We start from the raw sequence: 26,988 nt of genomic DNA on the forward strand, positions 1-26,988 counted from the left end.
GCTTCCCTTCTACTTTTTTGAATTAGTTATTTACAAGATTTGTATCACGTTTGAATTGAACGTCTTTTTCATATTGGTGAATGTTGTTCAACCAGTCAGTGCCAACAGGTACATCGTTTTGGAGACAGAATTCATCCCAAACTGCGCCGAATGGATATGATTTAAGTTCTTCTGTTTCAGCCAATCTAGTTGTGAAATCAAAATTTAACTCAGCCTGTTTCAATGAATCGATTGGTTCAAGCATTGCTTGCAAGATTGCCTTTTGAGTTGCACGAGCTCCAACAACCCATGCAGCAACACGGTTGATCGTAGCATCGAAGAAATCAAGTCCAATGTTGGTCTTGCTTAATTCGTTATCGCGAACAAGTGAACGTGCAATACGTACTAAGGCTTCATCAAAGATAACAACATGGTCACTGTCCCAACGTACTGGACGTGAAACATGTAGCATCAAACCTTTGCCGAATGGCAAGAAGGCTGAGAACTTATCAGAAACATCTTCTGTTGGGTGCCAGTGTCCGGCATCAATTGTCCAGAGCTTGTTTCTGCTGATTGCGTAATTGTTATAGAAGAGATGTGAACCGACTGTGTATGATTCGATTCCAGTACCGAATAGCTTACCTTCAAAGGCTTCGATCGTATTCTTTTCGTCGTAATCTTTAGCAATGATCTGGTCGAGTGAATCGATCAATCTCAAACGAGGGGATGCCTTGTCAATTGGGTTGTCTTTAAATCCATCTGGAATCCAGAAGTTATTAACTGATTGTTGACCTAATTCTTTACCAAAGTAGTTAGCAATGGCACGACTTCTCTTACCATGTTCGATCCAGAAGTCACGAACATCTTTGTCTGGACTAGCCAAAGTAAAGTTATCTTTGACCATTGGATGTGAGAAGAATGTTCCGTTCATATCTAGTCCAACATGTTGTTGTTTAGCCCAGTCGACCCAATAGCTGAAGTCTTCGGGTTCTAGTTCATCAAGGTCTTTTTTCTTATCGGTAACCGCATAGATAGCATGCAATTGAACCTTGTGGTCGCCAGGGATCAATGAGAGTGCTTCGCTAAGGTCGCCAGACAATTCATCTGGGGTTCTGGCGATTCCGGGATAATTACCACTTACGCCAATACCACCTGTTAATTCTTGATTTGGGAACAAGAATCCATGGATATCATCTCCTTGCCAGCAATGAACTGACAATTTAACTTTCTTTAAGTCTTTTAGTACTTTGTCTGTATCAACGCCAATTTCTGCGTAACGATCTTTGGCTACTTGATAGGCTTTTTCTACGTTTTCTGTACTTGTCATTTCAAATTCCTCCATTAATCTAAGTGAAATACTTCGTCTAAGTCGACTGTTACAGGACTCTTATCTGGATTGGTATCCATGAGTGGTTCCATATAAGCCCACCATTTTTTAGCTGCGTCAGTTTTAGCAATATCGTTGTACTTTTCAATATCGTCAACTTCTAGATAAGCGAACAATTCGCCGTTATCTTTGTTTAAAAAAATCGAATAGTTGTGTGCTCCGGCAGCTTTTAAGGCTGCTCTCATTTCTGGAAAAAGATTATTGTGTCTCTTGGCGTATTCGTCATAGGCATCTTTATGTAAATACATGATTTGTCCTAATCTTTTCATTTCACAGTCGCCCTTTCATTATTTTCAAGAAATTCTTGATATTTCTGTAAGACATCCCCATATTTATTAGTTTCAGGATGGAACGTCTTGACGCCATATGAATCGCGAATCAATTTTCGAGCTTCAGCAATATTTGTCAAATCGTTTTTCGTGATCATCTGAACGATCAAATTGCCAATTGCGGTAGCTTCGCTAGGCCCAGCATAAACGTTGATGTTAGCCAAAGTACTAGTTAACTGATTCATTAATTTAACGTTTGAGCCACCACCAACAATATTTAGGGACTCCAGTTTGTAGTCCAAGATCTTATTTAGTTGTTGGATCTCGTTTGCATAATAAAGTGCGAGATTTGAATAAATTGCCATTGCTAATTCACCGGGTGTTTCTGGCACCTTTTGATTAGATTCTCGACAATAAGTCTGGATCGCATCGATCATGCTATCTGGATTAGTAAACCGTTCGTCATTAACATTGATGAATTGTTGAAATGGCGTGACTTCCCCAGCTTGTTCAGCTAATTCTGCAAAGCTATATTCATCATTTAGTTCATGTTTGAGACATTGAACCATCCAAAGTCCCATAATATTTTTCAAGAAACGATAGGTACCATAAGCACCCCATTCATTGGTGTAATTACCCTTAAAGGCTAGTTCGCCGTTTTCTGGAACGTTCAATTCGGTTCCTAATAGCGACCATGTACCTGAACTAAGATATGCCCAGTGGTCTCCTTGACCTGGTGTACCTAAAACTGCTGAGGCAGTATCGTGAGTCGCTACGGTAACGACCTCTGTTTCTGGCAAGTTGTACAAGGTATGCCACTTGTGACGAACATTTCCGAGAATAGTTCCAGCTTCAACCAGACGTGGGAACTGATCTTGCGAAACGTTGACCTTGTCCAATAAGTTTTCATCGAACAATCCTTCACGAAGGTTCAGCATTTGCGTAGTTGAGGCATTTGTAACCTCAGTTACGGCATTACCAGTTAATACATAACCAATATAATCTGGGATCATCATGATCTTGTCGGTGTTTTTGAGATCCAATTTGCTTTCTTCATATAATTGATAAAGCGTGTTGAAGTTTAAAAATTGAATCCCAGTCTTTTTGTAGATGTAACTTTTTGGCAGATCCGAGGTTAATTCTTGCATCGCATTCTTAGTTCTCGCATCGCGGTAACTGATTGGATCTTGGATCTTTTCACCATTCATACCGACTAAGACATAATCGACTGCCCAGGTATCAATTCCTAAGGTAACTTTGTCATATCCTGCTTCTTTGACTTTTTCTAGGCCCTTGAAAATCTCATCTAGAATTGAATCGATTGCCCAACGGTCATGGCCATTTTCTTTTGTAAATCCATTTTTAAAACGATGCATTTCTTGAAGCTTCAATTTCTTATCTTCGATCGTACCTAACATGAGACGACCGCTTGAAGCTCCAATATCAACAGCTACATAAGCATTTGCCATATCTAGGCCTTCTTTCCGTCAGAAGTTTCTTCAGCAGTAACGGATGATTCATTAATTGTCTTATCAGTTGAAGTTGATTGATGATATCTTTCATAAGTGATCTCATCAAGCGACTTGCCACGAGTTTGTGGTGTCCAGATTGTACCAATTACTAGTGAAATCAGTAGTAGGACGATCATGAAAATACCGGCTGCTTTGAAGCCCATGGTCGATAAGATAGTTGGGAAAATTATTGACCAAACACCTGTCGTTGCCCGAACAACGAAGAACATAACACCTTGTGAACCGGCACGATATTTAGTTGGGAATAGTTCAGTTGCCCATAATGCATACCAAGCTTGAGCACCAATTCCGGCAGAAACACCCCAGAGGATTACGAATAGCCAAAGGCTAGTCCAACTCATTCCAGTAAAGGTCAAGATGATCCAAGATGCGGCAGCCATTGCAGCACCGACAAAGAAGAAAATTCTGTGGTTAGCTTTGTCGCCATATCTAGCAAATCCAAAGTAAGTAGCTAAGGCTGTAAAGATCCAAAGTACTGCTTGTAGTAAGTTAGCTTGTAGATTAGTTAATCCACCGGCTGTTTCGTAGACGTATGGCATAAAGAATCCCATTGCCCCGGCAACCAAGTTCCAGAACATGTAAACGCCGATCAAGAATAACAATGATTTAACGCTGACTGAACTTGAAAATAGATCTTTATAAGGATGTGGCTTTTCGCCAGTAAGTTTTTCTTTAGCTTTTTGTTCTTCCCACTCTTCTGATTCGTGGAGTTTTCTTTGTAGCGACCAAGCAATAAAGGCAACTACAAACAAGATACCGAATAAAATACGATTACCTAATAAACCAAGTGGAGCAAACAATACTCCGAGAATAAAGATTATTGCTGGACCCATTGACCAAGCAAACTGCGAAATACCAATATTCCTTGCCCGATCATTAGTTTCAGAGGTTTCTGAAATGTAGGTCCATGATGCAGGAACACCAGCACCAACGGCGATACCAGTAACGGTAAATCCTAATAGAAGCATTGGAAAATTCATCGAGAACATTACGATCAATGCCCCTAACATGTATACCAACATGTCATAAGTATAAATAATCTTACGTCCGTACTTATCTGATAGATGTCCACCAAACAAAGCACCGATAGCTGCACCAAACGCGTTGGCGCTTAAAGCTCCCAATAGCCCAACTTCAAAGGTATTGAGATTAAACTGATTTGTCCAAAGAGTTAACCCACTGGCTCCGGCAACAATACAACCTGAATCTAGGAAGTTTGTTAGCGAAACTGTAAAGGTCGTCTTCAATGAACTTTTATTTGAATCACTCATAAGTTCACCCCATTTAATTTTTTGAAGAAAACGCTGTCACCAAATTGCAAGTTAAATATAACCGCTTACATCAAAGTGATACAATAGCAGTTGAACAGATGTTTAGTAACAAATTTACAGGAGGAATATTCATGGATTCACGAGTGTTAGGGCGTTTAAGGCAACATGAATTAGTCGAAAATGAGCAATTAAAAACAGGTCATCATGTCTCTGACCTGCCTAATAAAGCGATAAGCAAACAAAACTCCACTCAAAAAGTTAAAGTCTTGAATAACTATTTTTTTAGAAATAGGGATGTTTATATTAGTAAACACGACCGCTTTGCTGATTACCCGACCCATTCTCATCAGTTTTTGGAGATGAACTATATGCTTAATGGTAGCTGCGATCAAATCGTGGATGGCAAAGAAATTCACCTAAATAAGGGAGATCTACTGCTGATCGATGTCGGCTGTTCTCATTCAATCAAAAAATTAAACGAAGCTGATCTATTGATCAACCTGCTATTTCGTGATCAATCTATTAGTATTAATTTGTTAGATGATATGCGCCGCAGTAATTCAGTTTTGTACGATTTTTTGATCAACCGTGTTTCTGGCTCTGATAATTCGCTAAAATACATCATTTTTCGGAATAATATCGATAACGATATCCAATACACGATGGAGGACATCATAACTGAGTATTACTCCAAACGAGAATTCTCGGATTCCATCATCAAATCCTATCTATCCATACTATTAACGAAACTGGTTAGACACTATCATGTTCCGACGGATCAAAAAAATCCTCAGCAAAAATTAATGGTCCAGATCTTAAAGGATATCTCAACTGACTTTCGAACGATCAATCTGACTGATCTTGCTAAAAAATATGGATATAACAAAAATTACTTGAGCAATTTTATTAAAAAAGAAGCTGGAAAATCCTTTAGTACCTTGGTCATGAACCAGCGCTTGATTCAGGCTCATAGTCAGATCACTTCGACTACCCTGCCGATTTCAGAAATTATTGATAACATTGGCATGAAAAACAAAACTAGTTTTTATAAAAAATACAAAGCCTACTACTTAATGATGCCTGGCGATGAAAGAAAATAACGAAAATCGATTTGCATTTTCTGAATAAATGTGAAATAATACACAACTGAAGAAAGCGTTGCCATAATTTACATTAATTTATGAGGTGGATATTAATTATGAAAATCAAAGCAGCAGTTGTAGATAAGGTCAACGACCCATTTGTCATTAAAGATGACGTTGAGTTAGCTGACGTAGAAGATGACGGTTTACAAGTTAAGGTCGTCGCTTCTGGTATTTGTCATTCTGACGAAGCATTAAGAAAAGGCGATGCAGCTTTTAGTTTCCCAGTAGTCCTTGGGCATGAAGGTTCAGGTATCGTTGAAAAAGTTGGTAAGAACGTTAAGAACTTTGAAGTTGGCGATCACATTATTATGTCATTTTATTCATGTGGCGAATGCGATAACTGTTTAAGAGGAATTCCTACACAATGTCGTAAATATGCCGCATCAAACTTGAGTGGTACTCGTCCAGATGGTTCAGACCACTTTACTGAAGATGGACATCACGTAAGCGATATGTTCAACCAATCATCATTTACTACTCATACCGTTATCAATAAGAGAAACGCCGTTAAAGTTCCTAAAGACCTTGACCTCCGTAAACTTGGACCTCTTGGCTGCGGCTATGTAACTGGTAGTGGTACTGTCTTTAATACTTTACAACCAAAACCTGGCGATACAATTGCCGTATTTGGTACAGGTGCTGTTGGTTTAGCTGCCATGATGGCAGGTAAAATTTCTGGATGTGTCAACGTCATCGCTGTCGATATCGTTGAATCACGTTTGGAACTGGCTAAAAAGCTTGGTGCTACTGACGTTATCAATAGTTCTAAAGAAGATCCCGTTGAGGCTATCAAGAAGATCACTGGCGGACTTGGCGTTAACTGGTCAGTTGATACTACCGGTGTTTCAAAAGTTATGATGGATTCAATCGGTGCTTTGACACAAGGCGGAACTTCAGCAACAATTGCAGTTACTCCACATAATATCGATCTAAGTACTTGGAACGACCTTTGTGTTGACGATAAAAAGGTTGTCGGCGTCAACATGGGTGACTCAATTCCACAAATTGATATCCCTCGTTTGATCAAGTTCTACAAGATGGGGATGTTCCCATTTGACTTAACTGAAAAATTCTTCGACTTTGACCAAATCAATGAAGCTGACGCTGAATCTGTCAGTGGCGAAACGATCAAACCAGTCTTGATCATCGATAAGGATTATCAACCTGGAAAATAATCACCCTTAAACGAGACCTCAGTCTCGTTTTTTGTTTACCCATTTAACGCAAAAAGGGATCTAGAATTTAATCTAGATCCCTTTTTGCGTTTAATTATTTGAATTTATTTCCTGACAATGAGCATTTTCTTGTAGTCTTGATAATAAGACATCGCGAATCCCACTGACCTGCTTATCGCCATCGCGTTGAGATAATCGATAGCCAACAAAGTATGGAGAAACGACATATCGAGGAACGACTTTACAAATTATTTTTGAATACTCTTTGTAAAAGAAAATATTGTAAGAATCGAACTTCCCTCCATAAAAATCATCAAGTACATATTTAACGGTAACTCGAGCGAATTCTGCTAAGTTATCGATATTTGCTGCATCTGTGATAATAATATTAAATTCCACAAATCCCATAATTGGCTTTTTGGAAATGTTTAATTCAATTCGATCGGATTTATAGACACGCATGCCATTAAAGTTTTCAGCCTCGACATGCTTGTAGCCATCGACCTTCTCTAATCCGATGATCTGAAAATGTGGATGACGTAAACTGCCCCCAGACAATGGACCAAAATTTTTGTACATCAAAACACTAGTATATTTATGGCTCTTGATCATTTTATTCCAGCACTTATAAATATATTCAAAAACCTGGCGATTCTTTTCAACGGAATACGTCGAAATATCTGCATCATGGTCACTGGATTCGATCAGTACTGTCTGATTAGTATCGAGCAAAGTTTTATATTTATTTTCCAACCAGATCATATCGTCTTTTTGATCGATGATATTAGTTAAATGTTCAACATCGCAAAATGGACAGTATCCAGAAGCATGTTTAATGTTTTCGGGTTTCCCCTTTGCTTGTTCAATTTCGAACACAAGTACATCTTTATTTGACAAAATTTCACCTCAACATGAATTCAATAATAAAATCATAACTCAAAATAACAAAATATGTTGGAAAATCATCTCAAAAAAAAGAAAGAGACTCGTCAGTCTCTTTCTTAAATAAATTTATTAATTATTGATTAAAGTGAACGTGAAGCACCTTTGTATACAACACCACGTCTTGAGTCAACAGTAACTGTTTCGCCATTTGTGATGATTGATGTAGCATCTTTAGCACCAACAACTACAGGTAATCCCATAGCAATACCAACAACAGCAGCATGTGAAGTTAAACCACCGTTTTCAACAACAACGGCACTAGCTTTTTCAAGAGCTGGTAGGTAATCTTTGTCAGTTGTTTCTGTAACAAGGATGTCGCCTTCGTTAACGTTTTCGTTAGCTTCTTTAGCATTGTGAGCAACTACTGTCTTACCAACAACAGCTTCTTCACCAACACCTTGTCCTTTGACCAATTGTGAACCGATCAATTGAACCTTCATTACGTTTGTTGCACCACTTTCACCAACTGGTACACCGGCAACGATAAGGATCAAGTCTCCTTCTTTAGCAAAGCCAAGTTCTTGAGCTTTCTTAGAAGCAAGATCGAACATTTCATCAGTGTTTTCTGGTCTTTCAGCAACGATAGGATCTACACCCCAGTTAACTGTTAAACCACGTTGTGTCTTTTCATCGAATGTGATTGCCAAAATATCAGCACTTGGACGATATTTTGAAATCATACGAGCTGTGTAACCTGAAGCAGTTGCAGTAACAATTGTGCTGATGTTTAATTCTTCAGCAGTTCTAACAACTGATTCACCGATTGATTCTGTAACGTTTGAACCCTTGTATTCTTCGAAACGTTGGATAGCAAGTTGGTTCTTCTTGTCAAGTTGCTTTTCTGTACGTTCGTCGATGTTAGCCATTGCAGCAACAGCTTCAACAGGATAATCACCGTTAGCACTTTCACCAGAAAGCATAGTTGCATCTGTACCATCAAGAACAGAGTTAGCAACATCAGTAACTTCGGCACGTGTAGGACGTGGGTTTTCTTGCATTGAGTCAAGCATTTGTGTAGCTGTAATAACTGGCTTGCCAAGTGCGTTACACTTCTTGATCAAGTCTTTTTGAACGAATGGTACGTTTTCAAATGGAATTTCAACACCCATGTCACCACGAGCAATCATTAAACCATCAGATACTTGCAAGATTGAATCGATGTTGTCGATACCTTCTTGTGATTCGATCTTAGGGAAGATTTGTACATATTCGCAGTGTTTTTCTTCAAGAATTTCACGAATATCAAGAACATCTTGAGCCTTACGAACGAAGGAAGCTGAGATAAAGTTGATTCCGTTGTCGCAACCGAAACGAATATCTGAAGCATCTTTTTCAGTGATACCAGGTAGACGGATTTCAACACCAGGAGCGTTAACACCTTTTCTTGAACCGATCATACCTTCGTTTTGTACTTCTGTAACTAATTCACGATGTTCGTCATCTTTTTCAGTGATCTTCAAGTCAACAAGACCATCATCGATCAATACGTGACCACCAACATGTGTATCATCATATAGACCAGGATATGTAACAGCAATTTTTTGTGGATTACCAGTTAATGAGTCGTCCATTGAGATACGGATAACGTCACCAATTTTTGCTTCGAACTTGCCACCCTCTTGAGGTGTTGTACGAATTTCAGCACCCTTAGTATCAAGAACGATACCAACAGTCTTGCCAGTGATCTTTTCAGCTTCGTGAACCATCTTCATACGTGAAAGATGTTCTTCATGGTCACCATGAGAGAAGTTGAAACGGAAGATGTTTGCTCCGGCTTCGATCAATTTTGTGATTGTTTCTACATCATTACTTGCAGGGCCAAGTGTACTTACAATTTTAGTTCTTTTCATTAGAATCCTCTTTCCAATTTTTTTATCTGTTACTAGATCTACTATCTACTCAATGATTTGTTCAAATCATAGAGATCAATATCTGGTTTGTGCTTTCCATCGAATAAATCAAGCATATTGTGATATGTCAACTTGTTATCTTCGATACCAATAGCAACTCCACCCTTGCCTTCTTCAAGAAGGTCAACGGCATAAGCACCCATCTTACTTGCTAAAACACGATCTCTGGCAGTTGGTGAACCACCACGTTGAACGTGTCCTAGAACTGTGGCACGAGCTTGGAAGTCTCCATATTGATTAAGTTTATCCATAAACTCATCAGCATGCATAACACCTTCAGCCAAGACAACTAGCATATGCTTCTTGCCTTTTTCACGGCCACGTTTGATACGATCAGCAATTTCTGCGATGTCGAATTCACGTTCAGGAACAACGATCTCTTCAGCACCACCAGCAACACCAGACCATAAGGCGATGTCACCTGCGCCACGTCCCATAACTTCGATAACGAAAGTTCTTTCATGAGATGTAGCAGTATCTCTGATTTTATCGATTGATTCGATAACAGTTGATACAGCTGTATCGAAACCAATTGTAAAGTCAGTGTATGGAATATCGTTATCGATCGTACCTGGAAGACCGACAGCGTTATATCCATGTTCTGTTAGACGCAAAGCACCGTGATATGAACCATCACCACCGATGACAACTAATGCATCAATTCCAAATTTTTTAAGTTGTTCGATACCCTTTAATTGACCTTCTTCTTTAGCAAACTCTGGATATCTTGCTGAATACAAGAAAGTTCCACCGCGTTGAATACGATCAGATACATCTGATGCAGTTAATGGGAAAATATCACCCGCAACTAGACCAGCGTAGCCATAATTGATACCAAACACTTCAAGACCCTTGTCTAGGGCTCTACGTGTGACTGCTCTAATAGCAGCGTTCATGCCAGGGGCGTCTCCACCACTGGTCAATATACCAATACGCTTCATTTATTCACACTCCAAATTTATTTGTTTCTAAAACAAAACCTTATAAAATATAACATTTTTTTCACATTCTTTGTAGGTTTGAAAACGTTTTAATCACAAATTAGTTACCTTTTTTTAGAAAAACGTTCTTTTCACCCAAAAATGTTTCCAATTTTAGTTTAATAGCTTTGTCATATTTAATCCAACGATTTTGCTTGAGAAGTACAGATTGTTTATCAGATTCTCGATAAACGATGACTGGCATGTCGCCGTGAGAAGATTCGACTAAATCGTATAATTCAGTCAACTTATCAGGTTTATCGAGATATTTAGGGACTTTCAAGTACAAAACATCTTTTGGCAAACGAACCATATATTGCTGCGGATCATTGATTCGATCAGCTATTACCTCAAGATCGCCACGCATTCCAGTATTTGGCTTTCCGACAATGACTAAGATCTTTCCTTCTAACGGCTCTGATTGAATCTTTTTGTAAAGTCTTGGAAAAATCGTGATTGAGATACTGCCCGTTTCATCTTCGGCAGTCGCAAATGCCATTTGCTCACCCTTCTTCGTTCGAATCACTCGCATCGACTTGATCAGACCAAGCAAATTGACATTTCTTCCTTGATAATCACTTAGATGACTAATTTTGACCGTGTCTAAATTCAATAATTTATTGCGGTATTTTTCAACCGGGTGTCCCGAAATATAAATACCCAAAAATTCCTTTTCTTGATTGAGCTTTTCAGTCAGCGAATAATCGTCGACTTGATGTTTCTTAGGCTCCAAGGTATCAAACAAGGAGATATTATTGCCAGCCAGCTGCATACTCTCGACCAAGTCACGAATATCCAGCAGCATTTCCTTACGATTACGATTGAATTGATCAAACCCACCAGTTAATACCAAGGGTTCAATATAATCGCTTTTGACAAATCGAGGGTCGATCCGCTGTAAAAAGTTGATTGGACTAATGAACTGTCCGCGTTGGCTTCTTTCATTAACGATCGACTGAGAAAAATCTCGTCTCATCCCTTTAATACTGAGAAATCCAAATCTGATCGAGTCCTTTCCAACTTTGAAGTTGTATGTACTCTGATTAATATCAACATTCAAGATCTTGATTCCTCGATCTTTGGCAGCCTGAACATAATTTGCCGTCTTAGTTTCATTATTCAAATTTGAATTCATCAAGCAAGTAAAGAAGATATTTGGATAATGAACTTTAATATATGCTAGCCAAAATGCAATCATCGAGTATGCAACTGAATGCGACTTATTAAATCCATAATTACCAAATGTCTCAATATAGTCGTAAACATTTTCGGCTGCCTGACGATCGTGGCCAAGTTTGACAGCACCATCGACAAACTTCTTGTGGTTAGCATTCATCAAGTCTTCATTCTTTTTACTAATTGCACGACGTAACAAATCAGCATCTGCCAGTGAGAATCCAGCCATCTCAGAAGAAGCTTGCATGACTTGTTCTTGATAAACTAAAACTCCATAAGTCGGTTTTAAGATTTTCTCCAATGAAGAATCTGGATACTCGACCGGTTCATCCCCATGCTTACGTTTGATGAAAGTATCAATATTTTGCATCGGACCTGGACGATACAGGGCATTAGTTGCCACCACATCGTTAAAATGAGTCGGTTTAAGACGTCTTAATACACTCTTGATACCATCAGATTCAAATTGGAAAACGCCGTCAGTATCGCCCTTTTGGAACAATTCCAGAGTTTCTCGATCATCAAGTGGTATTTGTTCAGGGTGGAATTGCTGACCTGTTTGTTCTGATATCAATCTGATGGAATTATCGAGTATCGTTAAGTTCCTTAATCCTAAAAAGTCCATTTTCAAAAGTCCGAGACTTTCGACGTTATTTTTAGTCTGTTGAGTCAAGTTGATCCCATCGTCTTCCAACTGAACAGCCACGATGTCCGTCATTGGCGACTTACTTAAAACAATTCCGGCTGCATGGGTCGAATAATGTCTGGGAATACCCTCGATCCTCTGAGCCACTTTAAAAATCAATTTATTCTCTTCAGAGTCATTCGTGATCGATCTTAAGGTCTCCGATTGATCCAGCGATTCTTTCAACGAAATATTCAGTTGTTTAGGAATCGCCTCTGACCAGCGAGACATTTGGAATTGGTTTTGACCAAACGTTCTGGCGATATCCCTTAAAGCCATCTTTGCGGCTAAAGTCCCAAAGGTAATGATCTGGGCCATGTGATCGGCACCATACTTATCGTGCATGTATTGGACCATCTCATCCCGCCGGTCATCAGGCAAGTCTAAATCGATATCAGGCATGTTAACCCGTTGAGGATTTAAAAATCTTTCAAACAATAAATCATATTTAATTGGATCAACTTGAGTTATCCCCAAGGTATAGGCAACTAACGAGCCAGCTGCTGAACCACGTCCTGGACCAGTTTTAATTCCAGATTCATGCGCATGTTTGATCACATCCCAAACGATCAAAAAATAATCGGAAAAGCCCATTTCTTCAATTACGCCCAGTTCGTATTTCAAACGCTTTTGATATTTTTCAGAGACTTGTCCATTTAATCGTTTTGACAAACCTCTGACCGTCAGACTCATTAAAAATTGAGCAGATGTTGTGCCAGCGGGCGTTTTGAATTCTGGCAATTCCGTCGACTTAAACTCAATTTTGACATTGCACCGCTGTGCGATCGAGTCTGCAGTTTTGACTGTTTCGATCATATCGACATTACTAAATTCAGCATCCATTTCTTCTGCAGAACGTAAATAAAATTCGCCATTTTCAACTACGTCGTCCAAACTTTCAAATTTATTTCCAGTTCGGATATTGTTCAAAACTTGATAAGCTAGATGGTCATCTTGCTTTAAATATCTAATATCGCTCAATGCAACCATAGGAATTTCGGTTTCATCACTGATTTTTTTAATCCGACGAACGTTGTTGATTTGTTGTCCGAACAATCCTACGCCCAGATAAAGCGAATGAGGATCACTATTTTGTCCAATAATCTGACAATAACTGACGTATTCATTGATGGCTAATACTTCTGAATTTTGTGCAGGCGTAATAATGAACAGATCATGCAAAAAATCTGCGATGACTGAAAACTCAACTGGATCTTCGCTAGACATGATCCGGGAAGAAATCTTGATCAAGTTGTGATAGCCAACATCGGACTTAGCCAATAATATAAGCGGGTAAACATTTTGAGTATCAGTTACACCTAAAGTATTAATTGTTAAACCAATAATTGGTTTTATACCGGCATTTTGACAATATTTATAAAAGTCGATCGAACCATATAAATTATTATTATCAGTCAAAGCCAATGAACTATAACCCATCTGCTTAGCCGAATCTATCAATTCGGGCAATTTTATGGGACTTTGCAATAAACTATAGCTACTCGTTATTTGTAATTGTGTTTGCAATCGTAAGCCCCCTTCGGTTAAAATTATAACAAAATTGATTCAAACTTTATTGGTGAAAGACTTAATTTATGTTAAACTACACAAGAAAGTGAGATGGAAATAATGAGATATGTTGCTGTATTTTTTTGGGCAATCGTTTTAGGACAAGTTGCTGGATTTATTGGTGGTGCTCTTAACCAACAAACCTATAATTTCCAAATGACATTAATTGTTTCAATAATTTTTGCCTTTATTTTCAGTTTTATTCCATTGATGTTAAAAGATAAAAATAGTACTAAGAAAAAAGACGCTTAATCGCGCCTTTTTTTGTTGCTCAGGAGAATTTATAAATGAAAATTTCAAAGCTTGACCATCTTGTTTTGACCGTGCAAGACATTGATGCTACTTGTCACTTTTACGGTGATATCTTAGGAATGGATGTCATTACTTTTGACAACGATCGTCGAGCATTGCGCTTTGGGGATCAAAAAATCAACTTGCATCTCAAAGGACACGAATTTGAACCTAAGGCAGAACATCCAACCTTAGGATCAGCAGATTTTTGCCTGATCAGTTCAACTAAACTAGATTTAATTATTGACGAACTGAATTCGCATCGAATACCAATCGTACAGGGACCCATTGACAAGCATGGTGCGCTAGGTCCAATGACATCAATCTATGTCCGCGACCCAGATAAAAACCTCGTTGAGATCTCAAATTATCAAAATACGTAAAGAGGTTGTGACATAACTTCTATTTTCTACAAATATGCGGCATAAACGTGCGACAAAACATAGCTCCTTCCGCTTAATTTCAAAGAGCCCCTAATTCAAAATGCGAATTAGGGGCTCTTTGAAATTAATGCTCGGGAGCTGACCATGTTTTGTCCCACTCTCTTTTTTGACAGAACTATTTCGTAATATAAATGTAGATTCCATTTGTCGCTAAATTGATATTGTAATGAATTCCATTGGAACTGATCTGTTTCATATTGGAACTATTGCCATCTTTAGCGTTCTTCAATTGCTTGTTAAGATTTTTTAAGACTGATTTACTGTCAGCACCGATCAGCGATGACATCGAATAAAGACTAGTCTCAAAATCCTTCATTCCATTTTTGGATTTCATATTCGACAACGAGCTATATACTGAAATACCCATCAAGTATGATCCTTGCACATTAAAGTGGAATACAGTCCCATTAGGACGTGTATATTTAAAGATTCCATCCTGAGCCACTAATGGTATTTGATCTGTGGGACTACCAGAACTCAAGGCATAATAGTTATACTCCTGAGCAAGCGAAGTATAGTCAGCAATTGGTTTAGCTGACCGGATAGTAATTATTTTAGTAACTTGCTGCTGACCGTCGCTTGCAGTGATCTTGATATCTTGCTCAGAACTAGATACTGGCACTGAGAAGGCAAAATGGCCATCGTTCATTTTGACGGTATGCTGTTTGCCGTCAAGTCCATATGTCAATTTGCTAGCCTTGGTTGCCTTTCCTTTGACAACTGCCACTAATCCTGAAGGCGAATAACTATTGCTTGTGGTATGAATTGCCAGATCAGAACAGCCACTTAGAACTATGAAAAAAATTGGAACTAACAAAATTAGAAAGTACTTTAATTTTTTCATCAGAATTCCCCATTTTATACAAAAAAAGCCAAGCCATTTACGACTTGACTTATTTTAATTAAGCTTCTTGATCGTTTTTAACGTCAACTACTTTTTCACCCTTGTACATACCTGATGGTGAAACGTGGTGGCTTAAACGATATTCACCTGTAGCAACATCAAATTGCATGTTAGGTGTGTTCAATTTAATATGTCCACGTCTTTGACGTTTTCTTTGTTTAGATGTCTTTCTCTTTGGAACAGCCATATGTAAAAACTCCTTTATATTTATATTACTTAATCAAATCTAACGTTTAATATAATACTATCATAATACCTTGACGGCAAGCAAAAATCTAATTTTGTTTGTTTTTTGTTTCGTTTTTCTTTAATGCATCAGCAATTTGATTGTCGCCAGAGATCTTCACGTTAGATAATTCTTTTTTTGCGGAACGAGATAATTTCTTCTCATCTTTGTCTTTTGAACCAGTATTGGCAAGCAACACTGTGATCAAAGCCCCTAAGATCAATGTCACAATGATCAAGACGATCAGTGGCAATTTGATATGTGTAAATCCGAAACTAATCGTAACTGGATTAACGTTTAAGATTGCAAAAATCACTACGATCAACGCAATGATCAAACCTATAACGAATCTCCATTGTCTTTTTTTATTATCCATAATCAAAATCCCCTATTTTCGATTTCCAAACGTTCCTGCTAAATAGTCTCCCACACTTGGAGCCATTTTGTAAAGAATGCTTGCAAGTTCCATATATCTTGGTCGATTGATCTCACGCTTTTTTCGGTTGAAAGAATTGACAATTTCTATCGCCAACTTATTTGGATCAAGAACAAAATTCTTCACAGATTGAAGATAAGTACCACTGTGATCAGCCACTTCAAAAAAGTTTGTATCCACGGGACCAGGATTGACTGTAGTCACCCAGACGTTAAGTGGATTTAATTCCAATCGTAAACCATCTGAAAAGCCAATAACGGCTGCCTTGCTTGCGGCATATGCTGCTGACTTAGGCGTGGCAATTTTACCTGCCATCGAACCGACATTGAAAATATGACCATGTCCTGCAGCCACCATCTGTTTGGCAACTAATCTAGTCATCAACATCAGTCCTAAAACATTCACTTGAAACATTTTTTCAACTGTGTCGAAATCCGTATCCAAGTAATTAGAGAAATCTCCAAATCCAGCCGCATTAACTAGAACGTCAACGGTAGCAAAGTTATCTTCTATAGTTTCCACGCCATCAACGATAGCTTTAGGATCGGCCATGTCGATCGATAAATATTCATGATTAGAGTATTCGCTACCGACTTCGATACACTCTTGTTTGACGCCAGCCAGCTTGTCGCTATTTCTTGCAACTAAGATCAAGTTTGCTCCTGCTTGGGCGGCATTAATGGCAACCATACGTCCAATTCCAGATGACGCACCTGTAACTAAGACCGTTTGATCTAACAAATTGACCATGACAATTCCCCTTTTCTAATTATTGAACGGAACCTCATAAATGTCGAAATCATTGACGACTCTGCTGTTATCAAAAATCTTTCTAGCTTCATTTTGCAAAGTTAAAGCAGCCTTGCCGGTGTAGCGTGCTGAGATGTGGGTCAAAAGCAATCCTTTGGCATGACATTTTTTTGCAACTCGGGCAGCTTGAGAAGCAGTTGAATGAAAATAATTGTAAGCCATTTTCTTATCTTCTTCTGAAAAAGTCGATTCATGAACGATCACATCAGCGTGATCAGCCAATTTATCGATCTCAGGTGTATATCTAGTATCTGAAATCACGGCGACCGTTTTGCCAGGCTTGTCTGGACCAATAAAATCTTTACCGTTAAGCTTCGTGCCATCTGTTAGAGTTACCTCTTGCCCAGCTTTCAACTTACCATAAATCGGTCCATTAGGAATATTATATTGCTTCAGCTTATCAACTAGCAATTCGCCTGTCCGTGGTTTTTCAACGATCCGATAGCCGAAACAAGTGATCCGATGTTCCAGTTTACCGGCATAAACAGTGAATGTCTTATCATTAAAGATCTCGCCGCCATCTTTTAGTTCAATATAGTTGATACGATATCCCAATTTAGTTCCAGTGACCGCTAATGAAGTCTCCACGTACTTTTTTAGGCCAACTGGTCCGTATAGGTCTAGCGGAGTGTTTCCGCCTTGATTGGCCCGACTAGACAATAGTCCCGGCAAACCAAAAATATGATCGCCATGTAAATGAGTAATGAAGATCTTCGCAATTTTTCGAGGTCGAATGGTAGTCTCTAAAATTTGATGCTGAGTGGCTTCACCCACATCAAAAAGCCAAACCTCATTGCGTTCATCAAGTAATTTCAATGCTGTGCTGGAAACATTCCTTCCCTTAGAAGGAACACCTGCACCAGTTCCTAAAAATTCTAATTCCATATAAAAATCCTATCTATTTTTTATCTAAATCTTTCAAGATCTGTTTAGCAACAAACGATGAATAATACATTGAACCATCTGGATTTGGATGGACTTGATCGTCGTAGAACCAATCTGGATGTCCTTTAGCATATCCATTCCAGTCGATCACGGAAAGATTCTTATATTTCTTCTGTGCTTTGAACAATAATTCATTAACTGGTTTTTCCCAAGGTCTAGTTGGAACAAACACGTTGATCCAGAAAACATGCGTCTTTGGACCGACCAGTTTCATGACTTGATCCAATTGTTCTTCGGTGAACGGACCGTTAGTACCAAGACCGACCATGACGTTTGGTGCTAAAGCACCTTTATCCTTGTAGTCTTGTAAAATGTTGACACTGGCGTCCAACTGACGACTGACGGCAGCATCGATCACGACATTTTTATCGTTGAACAGTTTATGGAAGTTATCCAATCCATCAGCCATAACTGAGTCTCCGACACCAGTTAGATGAATGTCTTGAAGTCTTTGAAGATCAAATTGCGACAATCCATACTTTTCAAATTCTTTGTTGACTGGATGAGTCTTGGCAAGCTTCTTGTACTTAGCAATTTGTTCAGGAGTAAGCTTGCTGCCATCTTGTTTGTTTTTATTTTTTCGAATATTTTCAAGAGCCTTTTTATTCGATTTAGTACTATTCTTAGTGTTTTTCTTGATAGTTTGAGCTAATTGACTGTCGTTAGCTTTTGGCTTTGGTACAGTCGTTGCTTTAACGACGCCGTAGCCTCCAGTAATGCAAATCAATGCAATCACGATTGCCAAGACACGGCTAATGGCTGAACTTGACTTGAAGAATTCCTTAACATCTGACCAGCTGGCTTTAGACAATGGTCTTTCAACGAACCGATAAGAGAATTCTGTGATCAAGAAGATCAAAATCACTTCGATGACCGGATAAAGTACCGGATGATCGGCGATATTTTTGAACTTCGCTTCAAAGAAGATCATGACTGGGAATTGGTACAAATATAAGCCATAACTTCTTGCTCCGATATAATGGAACAATTTATTCGACAAAATTTTATCCCAAATTGCACTTGGATGTGCAACCACCGCAATAAAAATACATGTAACTACAGAGAAAATAAACATTCCGCCACGATACAAGAATGGCGATGAATCTTTAACTGTAAAGATCATAAATACCATCAGTGAAAATGATAATAAACCGACAATATTCAAAATTGCTTTATCACTTTTAATGACGCTCTTTTTAAGCTTTTCAGCGGGCCAAATAATTGCTAGACCACAGCCTAAAAGAATTGAAAATAGACGAGTGTCTGTTCCATAGTAAACACGACTAGGATCAACGCCAGGTTGATAAAGAACCGCCATCAAGATTGCAGATGCAATCGAAACGATCATTGCAAATCCAAAGATCCGACTCTTTTTGACACCAAATTTGATGAACAATAATAACAACAATGGCCAAACAATATAAAATTGACCTTCTATTGATAATGTCCACAAATGAGTGAATGGTGATTCGTTGTTTGCAAATCTTTCAAAATAAGACTGTCCATTAAAAATTTGCCACCAATTATATACATTCAAAATATTCGTAACAAATATTTGATCCAGGTGATACAGAAGATCTTTCAAGAACAATACGATATAAGCTCCGGAAGCTAATAGGACAAACACGAGTCCTGGGTACAATCTGCGTACACGCTTCACGTAAAAATTCCCTAATGAGAATTTGTTGCCGGCATCAACGGTATTAAAGAAATGATCCGTGATCAAATAACCTGAAATCAAGAAAAAGATGGGTACGCCTAGGTACCCACCAGAAAAGACGGTTGGATTCAAATGATACATGATAACGCCAATCACACCTAAGGTTCTTAGGCCATCGAATCCACCAATAAATCTTCTTTTTGGTGACTTATTCATAATATATATACCCCTAAACTACTAAATAAACTCAAACGTGAAATCAAGAATTGTAACTGAATCGCCTGATTCGGCACCAGCCTTCATTAATGCATCTTCAACACCCATACTCTTAAGCTTGCGAGCAAAGCGCATAATACCGTCTTGATGATCTAAATTACTCATCTGCAGCATTCTTTCAACTTCGTCACCAGTAACTTCAAAGTCGTGTTCGCCAACACGTTGAACTTTGAACTTGTCAGCCTTAGGTTGATAGTTGTATTCGACCGTTTCATCGCTGACCACATCAAAATGAATTGGTTCAGCTTTAGAAAGAACTTCACTAGTATGGTTCAACAATGCTTTAACACCTGTATGTTGAATACTTGAAATAGCAAAGATATCGGCATCGTCAGGTAATTTTTCTTTAAATTCTGCAAGTCGTTCTTCTGAACCAGCAATATCCAATTTGGTAGGAACGATGATTTCTGGACGACTGAGGATATTTTCATCATAAGTTCCTAATTCTTTTCGAATCGATAAATAATCTTCATAAGGATCACGACCATTTTCAGGATCCATATCGACTAAATGCAGAATAACTCGAGTCCGTTCAACGTGGCGTAAGAATTGAATTCCCAATCCAACACCATTTGAAGCTCCTTCAATCAAACCAGGTAAATCAGCAATAACAAAATCGTTACCGTTATCCAATTTAACCATCCCAAGATTGGGATTTAAGGTTGTAAAATGATACGCAGCAATTTTGGGCTTGGCCGAAGTTGCCACTGACAGTAAGGTTGACTTCCCGACTGATGGAAATCCAACTAAACCAACATCAGCAATCAGTCTCAATTCAAGTCTGAGATGCTTTTCTTGGCCTGGTTCACCATTTTCAGCAACTTCAGGAGCACGATTCTTAGAATTGGCGAAATGAATATTTCCACGTCCGCCCTTTCCACCTTTAGCTACGACTAATTCCTGATTATTTTCAACTAAATCACCGATCAATTTACCGGTGTCTTCATCATAAACAGCAGTACCAGTTGGCACTACGATGAATACGGGGTCCGCTTTGCGACCATACATCGCTTTGATCTGGCCATTTTGTCCAGGATCAGCTTTAAAAATTCGTTTGTAACGAAAATCCATTAATGTATTCATACCTTCATCAGCGCGAAGGATAATATCGCCTCCACGTCCACCATCTCCTCCGGCAGGTCCACCGAGCGGAACATATTTCTCATGTCTAAAGGCAACTGAACCATCACCGCCTTTTCCAGATCTAACGGTGATTTTGACATTATCTACAAACATTTGACCCCTCCTTTCTTCCTATTGTAATTTATTTGATTATCATTTTTAAATTCTAGCACAAAAACACTACTCATAATACTTCAAAACCCAAATGACTGTCCACAACTTTAAATCAAAGATGAATGATTTTGAAATAATTTGAATGTTTTTGAAAGATTATGATTGATTTTGAATGAATTTGATGTATTATTATTTCAGGAGGTGAATGTAAGTGCTTACCGAAGAAAGACATCAAATTATCTTAAAGCAATTGCAGCTTCATAATATTGTTAAGCTGCAAGACCTGATACCACTAACTGGTGCATCAGAGTCGACTTTAAGACGAGATCTGCAAGATCTTGAGGAATGTCACAAGCTTTTGCGGATCTATGGTGGTGCTCAAAGCATCGTGTCCTTTCACGATGAGCCTGCGCTTTCGCAAAAGATAACTGCAAATCCTGATGCTAAAGCTAGGCTTGGCAAGGTTGCAGGTGAATTCGTCAAAGATAATGAAGTAATTTTTCTAGATGCTGGAACGACGGTCCAAACAGTCATCCCTTACCTAGCAAAGTTAACCAATATCTTAGTCGTCACCAACAGCGTTGTGAATGCTTCTACATTAGCCGACTATCAAATTGAAACTTTTGTCCCCGGTGGACGTCTTAAATCGAGCACTAAGGCAATCGTTGGATCTTCCATGACGAAAACCTTAGAGAATTATCATTTCGATAAAGCGTTCATTGGTACCAACGGTTTCTCCGTCAAGGCCGGATTTACCACTCCTGACCCTGAGGAAGCTTCTACTAAAGAGATTGCACTGCAAAATTCAGTTGAGAAATTTATTTTAGCTGATAGTTCCAAATGCGGACAAATCAGTTTCAGTCGCTTTGCTAATTTAAATGAAGCAACTTTGATAACTAATGAGTTGCCAGTAAAATCTCTCGAGTTATTAAATAAATATACTAAGGTTATGGAGGTCAAGTAATTGATTTACACTATCACAGCCAATCCTTCGATCGACTACGTCTTGCAATTAGACGAGTTGACTCCTGGAGCGGTAAATCGAACTACTAGCGATGTAAAATTGCCTGGAGGAAAAGGGATCAACGTTTCACGGATCTTGCATGAACTACAATTGGATTCAACAGCACTTGGTTTTGTCGGTGGAGCTACTGGTTCAATGTTTGAAGAATTGTTAGCTCAACATCATCTTCAGACTGATTTCACAAAAGTTGCTAACGACACAAGAATCAACGTTAAGATCAATGCTACAAAACAAAATGAAGAAACTGAGATCAATGGTACTGGACCAGAAATTTCTGCAGAAGAAAAATCTACTTTTATTGATCAGCTTAAATCAGTTGGTTCCGGAGACGTGGTCATCATGTCCGGAAGCTTACCAAAGAAAGTCGAAGATACATTCTACTTAGATATTGCTAAGATGATCCAAGACCAGGGTGCTGATTTTGTTATCGACACAACTGGCCAAGCATTATTAGATACTTTGCCATTGAATCCTTTGGTAGTTAAACCTAACAACCATGAATTAGCTGATTTATTCCATACCACTTTTAAATCAGAACAAGACATTGTTGATAATGCCCGAAAGTTATTGGAACAAGGTGCCAAGCACGTGTTAGTTTCAATGGCTGGTGACGGCGCTCTTCTAGTTACTAAAGAGCACGTTTACAAAGCCAACGCACCAAAGGGAACTGTCATTAACTCAGTTGGTGCTGGAGATTCAATGATTGCTGGTTTTGTAGGAACATTTATGAAGACTAACGACCCTATCGAAAGTTTCCATGAGGGAGCTGCTTGTGGTTCAGCAACTGCATTCAGTCAAGATATCGCCGTTAAGTCGAAGATCGACGAAGTTTATCAAAATATTAGTATTACTCAGTTAAGTTAAGGGGGAAAAATTAATGGACCTGAAGGAATTACTTCTTAAAGATGCCATGATCATGGATCTTAAGGCTACCACTAAAGCTGAAGCCATTGATGAAATGGTCAGCAAGTACTTTGATATTGGTGTGATCGATGATAAGGAACTATATAAAGCCGATATTTTAAAGCGTGAAGCTCAAACATCAACCGGTATCGGAGACGGCATCGCAATGCCTCACGCTCGTGATAAGGCAGTTAAACGAGCAACAGTTTTATTTGCCAAAAGTAAAGACGGAATCGATTACGATTCACTCGATGGACAACCTACATATTTATTCTTCATGATTGCTGCACCAGACGGTGCCGACAATTTGCATTTACAAGCATTAGCTGCTCTTTCGTCACTTTTGATCAACCCTGATCTAGTTGCTAACTTGAAGAAAGCTACAACTGCTGACGAAGTTCAAAAGCTATTCAACGATGCTATGGCTGCTAAAGAAGCTAAAGACAAAGCAGACGAAGAAAAAGAAAAGGCTCAAGCAAAAGCTGCAGAAGAAGAAGCTAAAAAGACTGCTGCATCTGCTGATAAGAAACCATTTGTCGTTGCGGTTACTGCTTGTCCTACTGGAATTGCCCATACGTACATGGCTGAGGCAGCCTTAAAAGAACATGCTGAAAAACTCGGAGTTGACATTAAAGTCGAAACGAATGGTTCTGAAGGCGTTAAGCATAAGTTGACTGCAGCCGATATCGCTCGTGCCGATGGTGTCATCATCGCAGCTGATAAAAAGGTCGATATGCCTCGTTTTGACGGCAAGCACTTGGTCAACCGCCCTGTTACCGATGGTATCAATAAATCGGACGAATTGATCAACCTAGCCGTTGATCAAAAGGCTCCTATCTTCCACGCTGAAGGTGGTGCAACTCAAGAAGAAGAAAGTACTGAGAAGAAATCTCTTTGGTCAAAAATTTATGCTGACTTAATGAACGGTATCTCCAACATGTTGCCATTCGTTGTCGGTGGTGGTATTTTAATGGCCCTCTCCTTCTTGCTAGAACCAGGAGTTGGTTCACATTCACAATGGTTCCTATTCTTTAATAATGTTGGTAATTACGCATTTAGTTTCTTGATCCCAGTTTTAGCAGCTTATATTGCTGAGTCAATTGGTGATCGTCCAGCCTTACTACCAGGTTTTGTTGGTGGTTATATGGCATCTCAAGCTAGTGCTTCAGTTGTCAGTTCAAAAAGTCCTGCCGGATTTATTGGTGGATTGTTAGCCGGTTTCATTGCCGGATGGGTCGTTATTGGACTTAAGAAGTTACTCAAGGGTCTTCCAAAAACACTTGATGGTCTCAAACCGATCTTGCTTTACCCTGTCCTAGGTTTACTAGCTACAGGTGCTATCATGTACTTTGCAGTCGATCCAATCTTCGCCGTTGTTAACCATGCAATCACAGCCTTCCTAGAAAATATGGGAACTGGTAATGCGGTCATTCTCGGAGGTCTTCTCGGAGGAATGATGGCTGTCGATATGGGTGGTCCTTTCAACAAAGCTGCTTATACTTTTGCAATTGGTACATTTACAGCTACACAAAACGGTGCTTTGATGGCCGCAGTTATGGTTGGTGGTATGATTCCTCCACTAGCAATTGCTATTGCAACTACTTTCTGGGGTAAGAAATTTACCGAACAAGAAAGACAAGCTGGTCTTTCAAACTACGTTCTAGGAATTTCATTCATTACTGAAGGTGCCATTCCATTTGCTGCCGGAGATCCATTGCACGTTATCGTTTCAAGTGTGATCGGTGCTGTTATTGGTGGTGGATTAACACAACTATGGCACGTTAATGTTCCTGCTCCACACGGTGGAATCTTTGTAACCTTACTTGCAAATCACCCACTACTTTACGTCTTGGCTGTTGTCATTGGTGCTGTCATTGCCGGTGTTATCTACGGCGTTTGGAAACCAGCACTCAAACAAGACGCACCTGCTTCAAAATAAAAAAATAACTATTCCGATTGGGACAAAATCCCGATGGAATAGTTTTTTTTTACATTTTTTTATACTTTTTGTGAGTTTCAATATTTGCCAAGGTGATCTTTACTGTCTGAGCAGTCGTTTGCGGAATACCTAAACTAACAATATCCTCCACTGGAGCCTCTTTGATCTTCTTGACCGAACCATATTTCTTGAGCAATTTGGTCCGAGTCTTTGGACCAACTCCTTGAATACCATCAAGTTGTGATGATAAAGCGTTCTTGCTGCGAGTTTTTCTTTGGAAAGTAATGGCAAAACGGTGGACTTCATCCTGAATTCTTTGTAGCAAATAGAATCCCTGACTCTTTCGATCTAAGGTAACTGCTTGCCCTTCTTCGCCAAAAATAAGATGCGAAGTATTGTGGTGATTATCCTTGACCATTCCAGCGACAGGAATGTTGATCCCTAATTCATTTTGCAAGACATCCATCACAGCACGCAATTCAATGATGCCACCATCCATTAAGATCAGGTCAGGCAAGTTCTTTTCCTCTTTTAATAAACGAGAATAGCGACGATAAATAACTTCTCGAGTATTAGCCGCTTCATCAGCTCCTGAATGATTTTCTAATTCATCCTTGATCTTGTACTTTCGATACATACTCTTTTCAGGTCGTCCATCTTGAAATACAACCATGGCAGAAACTGGGTTAGTCCCTTGAATATGCGAATGATCAAAAGATTCGATCACGTGGCCATATGGTAAATTCAAGGCTTTAAAAATTTGTTCTTGTGCACCGTAAGTTTGACGGTTATCTAATTCCATCAATCTAAACTTCTCTTGCAGAACTAGCTTGGAATTTTCCGCTGCCATGTCCATCAAGGCTTTTTTCTGACCACGTTGAGGCGTTCTAAACGGTACGTTTAAAACATCTGACAAAGTCTTCTTATCAATATTATCAGGTACTAAAATTTCCTTTGGCAACACTTGATTTCGCCGATTGTAGAACTGCAAAATAAACGTCGACAGTTCTTCTTCTGGTGAATTAACACAGGCAAAGACACGCTTTTCACGTTTCATCAATCGTGCCTGTCTGATAAAGAATACTTGGATCGAGATCCAGCCCTTTTCAACGTAATAATTAAAGATGTCGCGAGGAGTCGAATCATTGGAGATGATCTTTTGTTTTTCAACTGTGGCTTCAATATATTGGATCTGGTCGCGCAACTCAGCTGCACGTTCATATTCGTGTTTTTGAGCGGCTTCCATCATCTTATTATTTAGATCAGCCTTGACTTCGCCAACATTTCCATCCAAGAAACGTTTGATTTTTTCAATTTGCTGGTCGTATTTTTCCTTAGGGACTTCTTTAAAACAGGCACCTAAACATTGTCCCATATGATAGTACAAACAAGGACGTCCGATATGTCCTTGACAACGACGCAATGGATAAACCTTCTGCAAGAAGTTTAAGGTTCCTGATGCTGCATAAACATTAGGATAAGGGCCAAAGTAATAGGCACCATCTTTTTTTATTTGACCGGTAATCTCCATCTTTGGATCTCGTTCATTGGTGATCTTGATATAAGGATATCCAGTTCCCTTCTTCAGGCGAATATTGTAATAAGGTTGATGCTTTTGAATTAATGTTATTTCTAATAGGAAAGCTTCTTTATCGTTTGAGGTGATGATCGTTTCAAAATCTCTGATCTCAGAAACTAATTTGGCCGTTTTTCCTTCATGAGAACTTTTGAAATAAGAACGGACCCGATTCTTGAGATTTTTGGCTTTCCCAACGTAAATTATCTTTGAATTGATATCTTTCATTAAGTAGCAGCCAGGACGATCTGGTAATAAACTTAATTTATGCTCTAGATATTCAGTTGCCAATTTAT

The 26,988-nt window shown here is 38.9% G+C and carries 23 protein-coding genes; 7 read left to right on the forward strand and 16 right to left on the reverse strand.

Features of this window, described 5'->3' with window-relative positions; genetic code table 11:
• Positions 1–22 precede the first annotated feature (22 nt).
• From LKF16_RS02220 to LKF16_RS02235, 4 genes are read right to left on the reverse strand one after another with little or no spacing between them, the layout of a single operon-like run.
• Entirely contained in the window at positions 23–1,306 is a 1,284-nt protein-coding gene (locus LKF16_RS02220) for an L-rhamnose isomerase (protein WP_291468251.1), read from the reverse strand.
• A 14-nt stretch (positions 1,307–1,320) separates the two neighbouring features.
• Positions 1,321–1,635 carry an L-rhamnose mutarotase gene (gene rhaM / locus LKF16_RS02225; RefSeq protein ID WP_291468253.1) on the reverse strand — a complete coding sequence of 105 codons (315 nt, stop codon included), beginning with the start codon at positions 1,633–1,635 and terminating at the stop codon, positions 1,321–1,323.
• Positions 1,632–3,104 carry a rhamnulokinase gene (gene rhaB, locus LKF16_RS02230; RefSeq protein ID WP_291468255.1) on the reverse strand — a complete coding sequence of 491 codons (1,473 nt, stop codon included), beginning with the start codon at positions 3,102–3,104 and terminating at the stop codon, positions 1,632–1,634. Before rhaB ends, rhaM begins: the two co-directional genes overlap by 4 nt.
• 2 nt (positions 3,105–3,106) lie before the next feature.
• Positions 3,107–4,438, reverse strand: coding sequence for an MFS transporter (locus tag LKF16_RS02235; protein WP_291468257.1), 1,332 nt, complete (start codon positions 4,436–4,438; stop codon positions 3,107–3,109).
• A 131-nt stretch (positions 4,439–4,569) separates the two neighbouring features.
• Here LKF16_RS02235 and LKF16_RS02240 point away from each other — a divergent pair, with 131 nt between their 5' ends.
• Together LKF16_RS02240 and LKF16_RS02245 are read left to right on the forward strand one after the other, a co-directional pair.
• On the forward strand, positions 4,570–5,538 hold the full coding sequence (locus tag LKF16_RS02240) for a helix-turn-helix domain-containing protein (RefSeq protein WP_291468259.1): 969 nt from the start codon (positions 4,570–4,572) through the stop codon (positions 5,536–5,538).
• 98 nt (positions 5,539–5,636) lie between these two features.
• Positions 5,637–6,758 carry an NAD(P)-dependent alcohol dehydrogenase gene (locus LKF16_RS02245; protein WP_291468260.1) on the forward strand — a complete coding sequence of 374 codons (1,122 nt, stop codon included), beginning with the start codon at positions 5,637–5,639 and terminating at the stop codon, positions 6,756–6,758.
• A 90-nt stretch (positions 6,759–6,848) separates the two neighbouring features.
• Here the strand turns inward: LKF16_RS02245 and LKF16_RS02250 are convergent, their stop codons facing one another.
• The 4 genes from LKF16_RS02250 to dnaE form a co-directional block, all read right to left on the reverse strand.
• Positions 6,849–7,655 carry a DUF4931 domain-containing protein gene (locus LKF16_RS02250; protein WP_291468262.1) on the reverse strand — a complete coding sequence of 269 codons (807 nt, stop codon included), beginning with the start codon at positions 7,653–7,655 and terminating at the stop codon, positions 6,849–6,851.
• 128 nt (positions 7,656–7,783) lie between these two features.
• Complete coding sequence (gene pyk, locus LKF16_RS02255) at positions 7,784–9,553, reverse strand: pyruvate kinase (RefSeq protein WP_291468264.1); 1,770 nt, start codon at positions 9,551–9,553, stop codon at positions 7,784–7,786.
• A gap of 41 nt (positions 9,554–9,594) precedes the next feature.
• Entirely contained in the window at positions 9,595–10,554 is a 960-nt protein-coding gene (gene pfkA, locus LKF16_RS02260; RefSeq protein WP_291468266.1) for a 6-phosphofructokinase, read from the reverse strand.
• Positions 10,555–10,654: 100 nt separating this feature from the next.
• Positions 10,655–13,981, reverse strand: a complete 3,327-nt coding sequence (gene dnaE, locus LKF16_RS02265; protein ID WP_291468268.1) for a DNA polymerase III subunit alpha — start codon at positions 13,979–13,981, stop codon at positions 10,655–10,657.
• 102 nt (positions 13,982–14,083) lie between these two features.
• Between dnaE and LKF16_RS02270 the strand changes: the two genes are divergently transcribed.
• Positions 14,084–14,275: a YjzD family protein gene (locus LKF16_RS02270; protein WP_291468270.1), complete on the forward strand. Its 192-nt coding sequence runs from the start codon at positions 14,084–14,086 to the stop codon at positions 14,273–14,275.
• Between the two features lie 35 nt (positions 14,276–14,310).
• The gene (locus LKF16_RS02275) at positions 14,311–14,697 is read left to right on the forward strand and encodes a VOC family protein (protein ID WP_291468271.1); all 387 of its coding nucleotides are present in this window, start codon (positions 14,311–14,313) and stop codon (positions 14,695–14,697) included.
• 175 nt (positions 14,698–14,872) lie between these two features.
• On the opposite strand, the gene LKF16_RS02280 is transcribed toward LKF16_RS02275, so the two are convergent.
• The 7 genes from LKF16_RS02280 to obgE all read right to left on the reverse strand — a co-directional run bounded on the left by LKF16_RS02280 (position 14,873) and on the right by obgE (position 21,250).
• Positions 14,873–15,601: a hypothetical protein gene (locus LKF16_RS02280; protein ID WP_291468274.1), complete on the reverse strand. Its 729-nt coding sequence runs from the start codon at positions 15,599–15,601 to the stop codon at positions 14,873–14,875.
• Positions 15,602–15,659: 58 nt separating this feature from the next.
• Positions 15,660–15,848: a 50S ribosomal protein L32 gene (rpmF, locus tag LKF16_RS02285; protein WP_291468276.1), complete on the reverse strand. Its 189-nt coding sequence runs from the start codon at positions 15,846–15,848 to the stop codon at positions 15,660–15,662.
• Between the two features lie 88 nt (positions 15,849–15,936).
• On the reverse strand, positions 15,937–16,263 hold the full coding sequence (locus tag LKF16_RS02290) for a LapA family protein (RefSeq protein WP_291468278.1): 327 nt from the start codon (positions 16,261–16,263) through the stop codon (positions 15,937–15,939).
• A gap of 12 nt (positions 16,264–16,275) precedes the next feature.
• Entirely contained in the window at positions 16,276–17,073 is a 798-nt protein-coding gene (locus LKF16_RS02295; protein WP_291468280.1) for an SDR family NAD(P)-dependent oxidoreductase, read from the reverse strand.
• Between the two features lie 15 nt (positions 17,074–17,088).
• Positions 17,089–18,018, reverse strand: coding sequence for a ribonuclease Z (gene rnz, locus LKF16_RS02300; RefSeq protein ID WP_291468282.1), 930 nt, complete (start codon positions 18,016–18,018; stop codon positions 17,089–17,091).
• Positions 18,019–18,031: 13 nt separating this feature from the next.
• On the reverse strand, positions 18,032–19,954 hold the full coding sequence (locus tag LKF16_RS02305; RefSeq protein ID WP_291468284.1) for an acyltransferase family protein: 1,923 nt from the start codon (positions 19,952–19,954) through the stop codon (positions 18,032–18,034).
• 21 nt (positions 19,955–19,975) lie between these two features.
• Positions 19,976–21,250 (reverse strand): GTPase ObgE, encoded by a 1,275-nt coding sequence (gene obgE, locus LKF16_RS02310; protein WP_291468286.1) that lies wholly within the window; start codon positions 21,248–21,250, stop codon positions 19,976–19,978.
• Positions 21,251–21,461: 211 nt separating this feature from the next.
• Between obgE and LKF16_RS02315 the strand changes: the two genes are divergently transcribed.
• From LKF16_RS02315 to LKF16_RS02325, 3 genes are read left to right on the forward strand one after another with little or no spacing between them, the layout of a single operon-like run.
• Complete coding sequence (locus tag LKF16_RS02315) at positions 21,462–22,214, forward strand: DeoR/GlpR family DNA-binding transcription regulator (RefSeq protein WP_291468287.1); 753 nt, start codon at positions 21,462–21,464, stop codon at positions 22,212–22,214.
• Positions 22,215–23,138 (forward strand): 1-phosphofructokinase, encoded by a 924-nt coding sequence (gene pfkB, locus LKF16_RS02320; protein WP_291468288.1) that lies wholly within the window; start codon positions 22,215–22,217, stop codon positions 23,136–23,138.
• Positions 23,139–23,151: 13 nt separating this feature from the next.
• Positions 23,152–25,116 carry a PTS fructose transporter subunit IIABC gene (locus LKF16_RS02325; protein WP_291468290.1) on the forward strand — a complete coding sequence of 655 codons (1,965 nt, stop codon included), beginning with the start codon at positions 23,152–23,154 and terminating at the stop codon, positions 25,114–25,116.
• Between the two features lie 49 nt (positions 25,117–25,165).
• On the opposite strand, the gene uvrC is transcribed toward LKF16_RS02325, so the two are convergent.
• Positions 25,166–26,983 carry an excinuclease ABC subunit UvrC gene (gene uvrC, locus LKF16_RS02330; RefSeq protein WP_291468292.1) on the reverse strand — a complete coding sequence of 606 codons (1,818 nt, stop codon included), beginning with the start codon at positions 26,981–26,983 and terminating at the stop codon, positions 25,166–25,168.
• Positions 26,984–26,988 lie beyond the last annotated feature (5 nt).

The sequence above is a fragment of the Companilactobacillus sp. genome (genome assembly GCF_022484265.1).
In the GTDB taxonomy this organism is placed as follows: domain Bacteria; phylum Bacillota; class Bacilli; order Lactobacillales; family Lactobacillaceae; genus Companilactobacillus.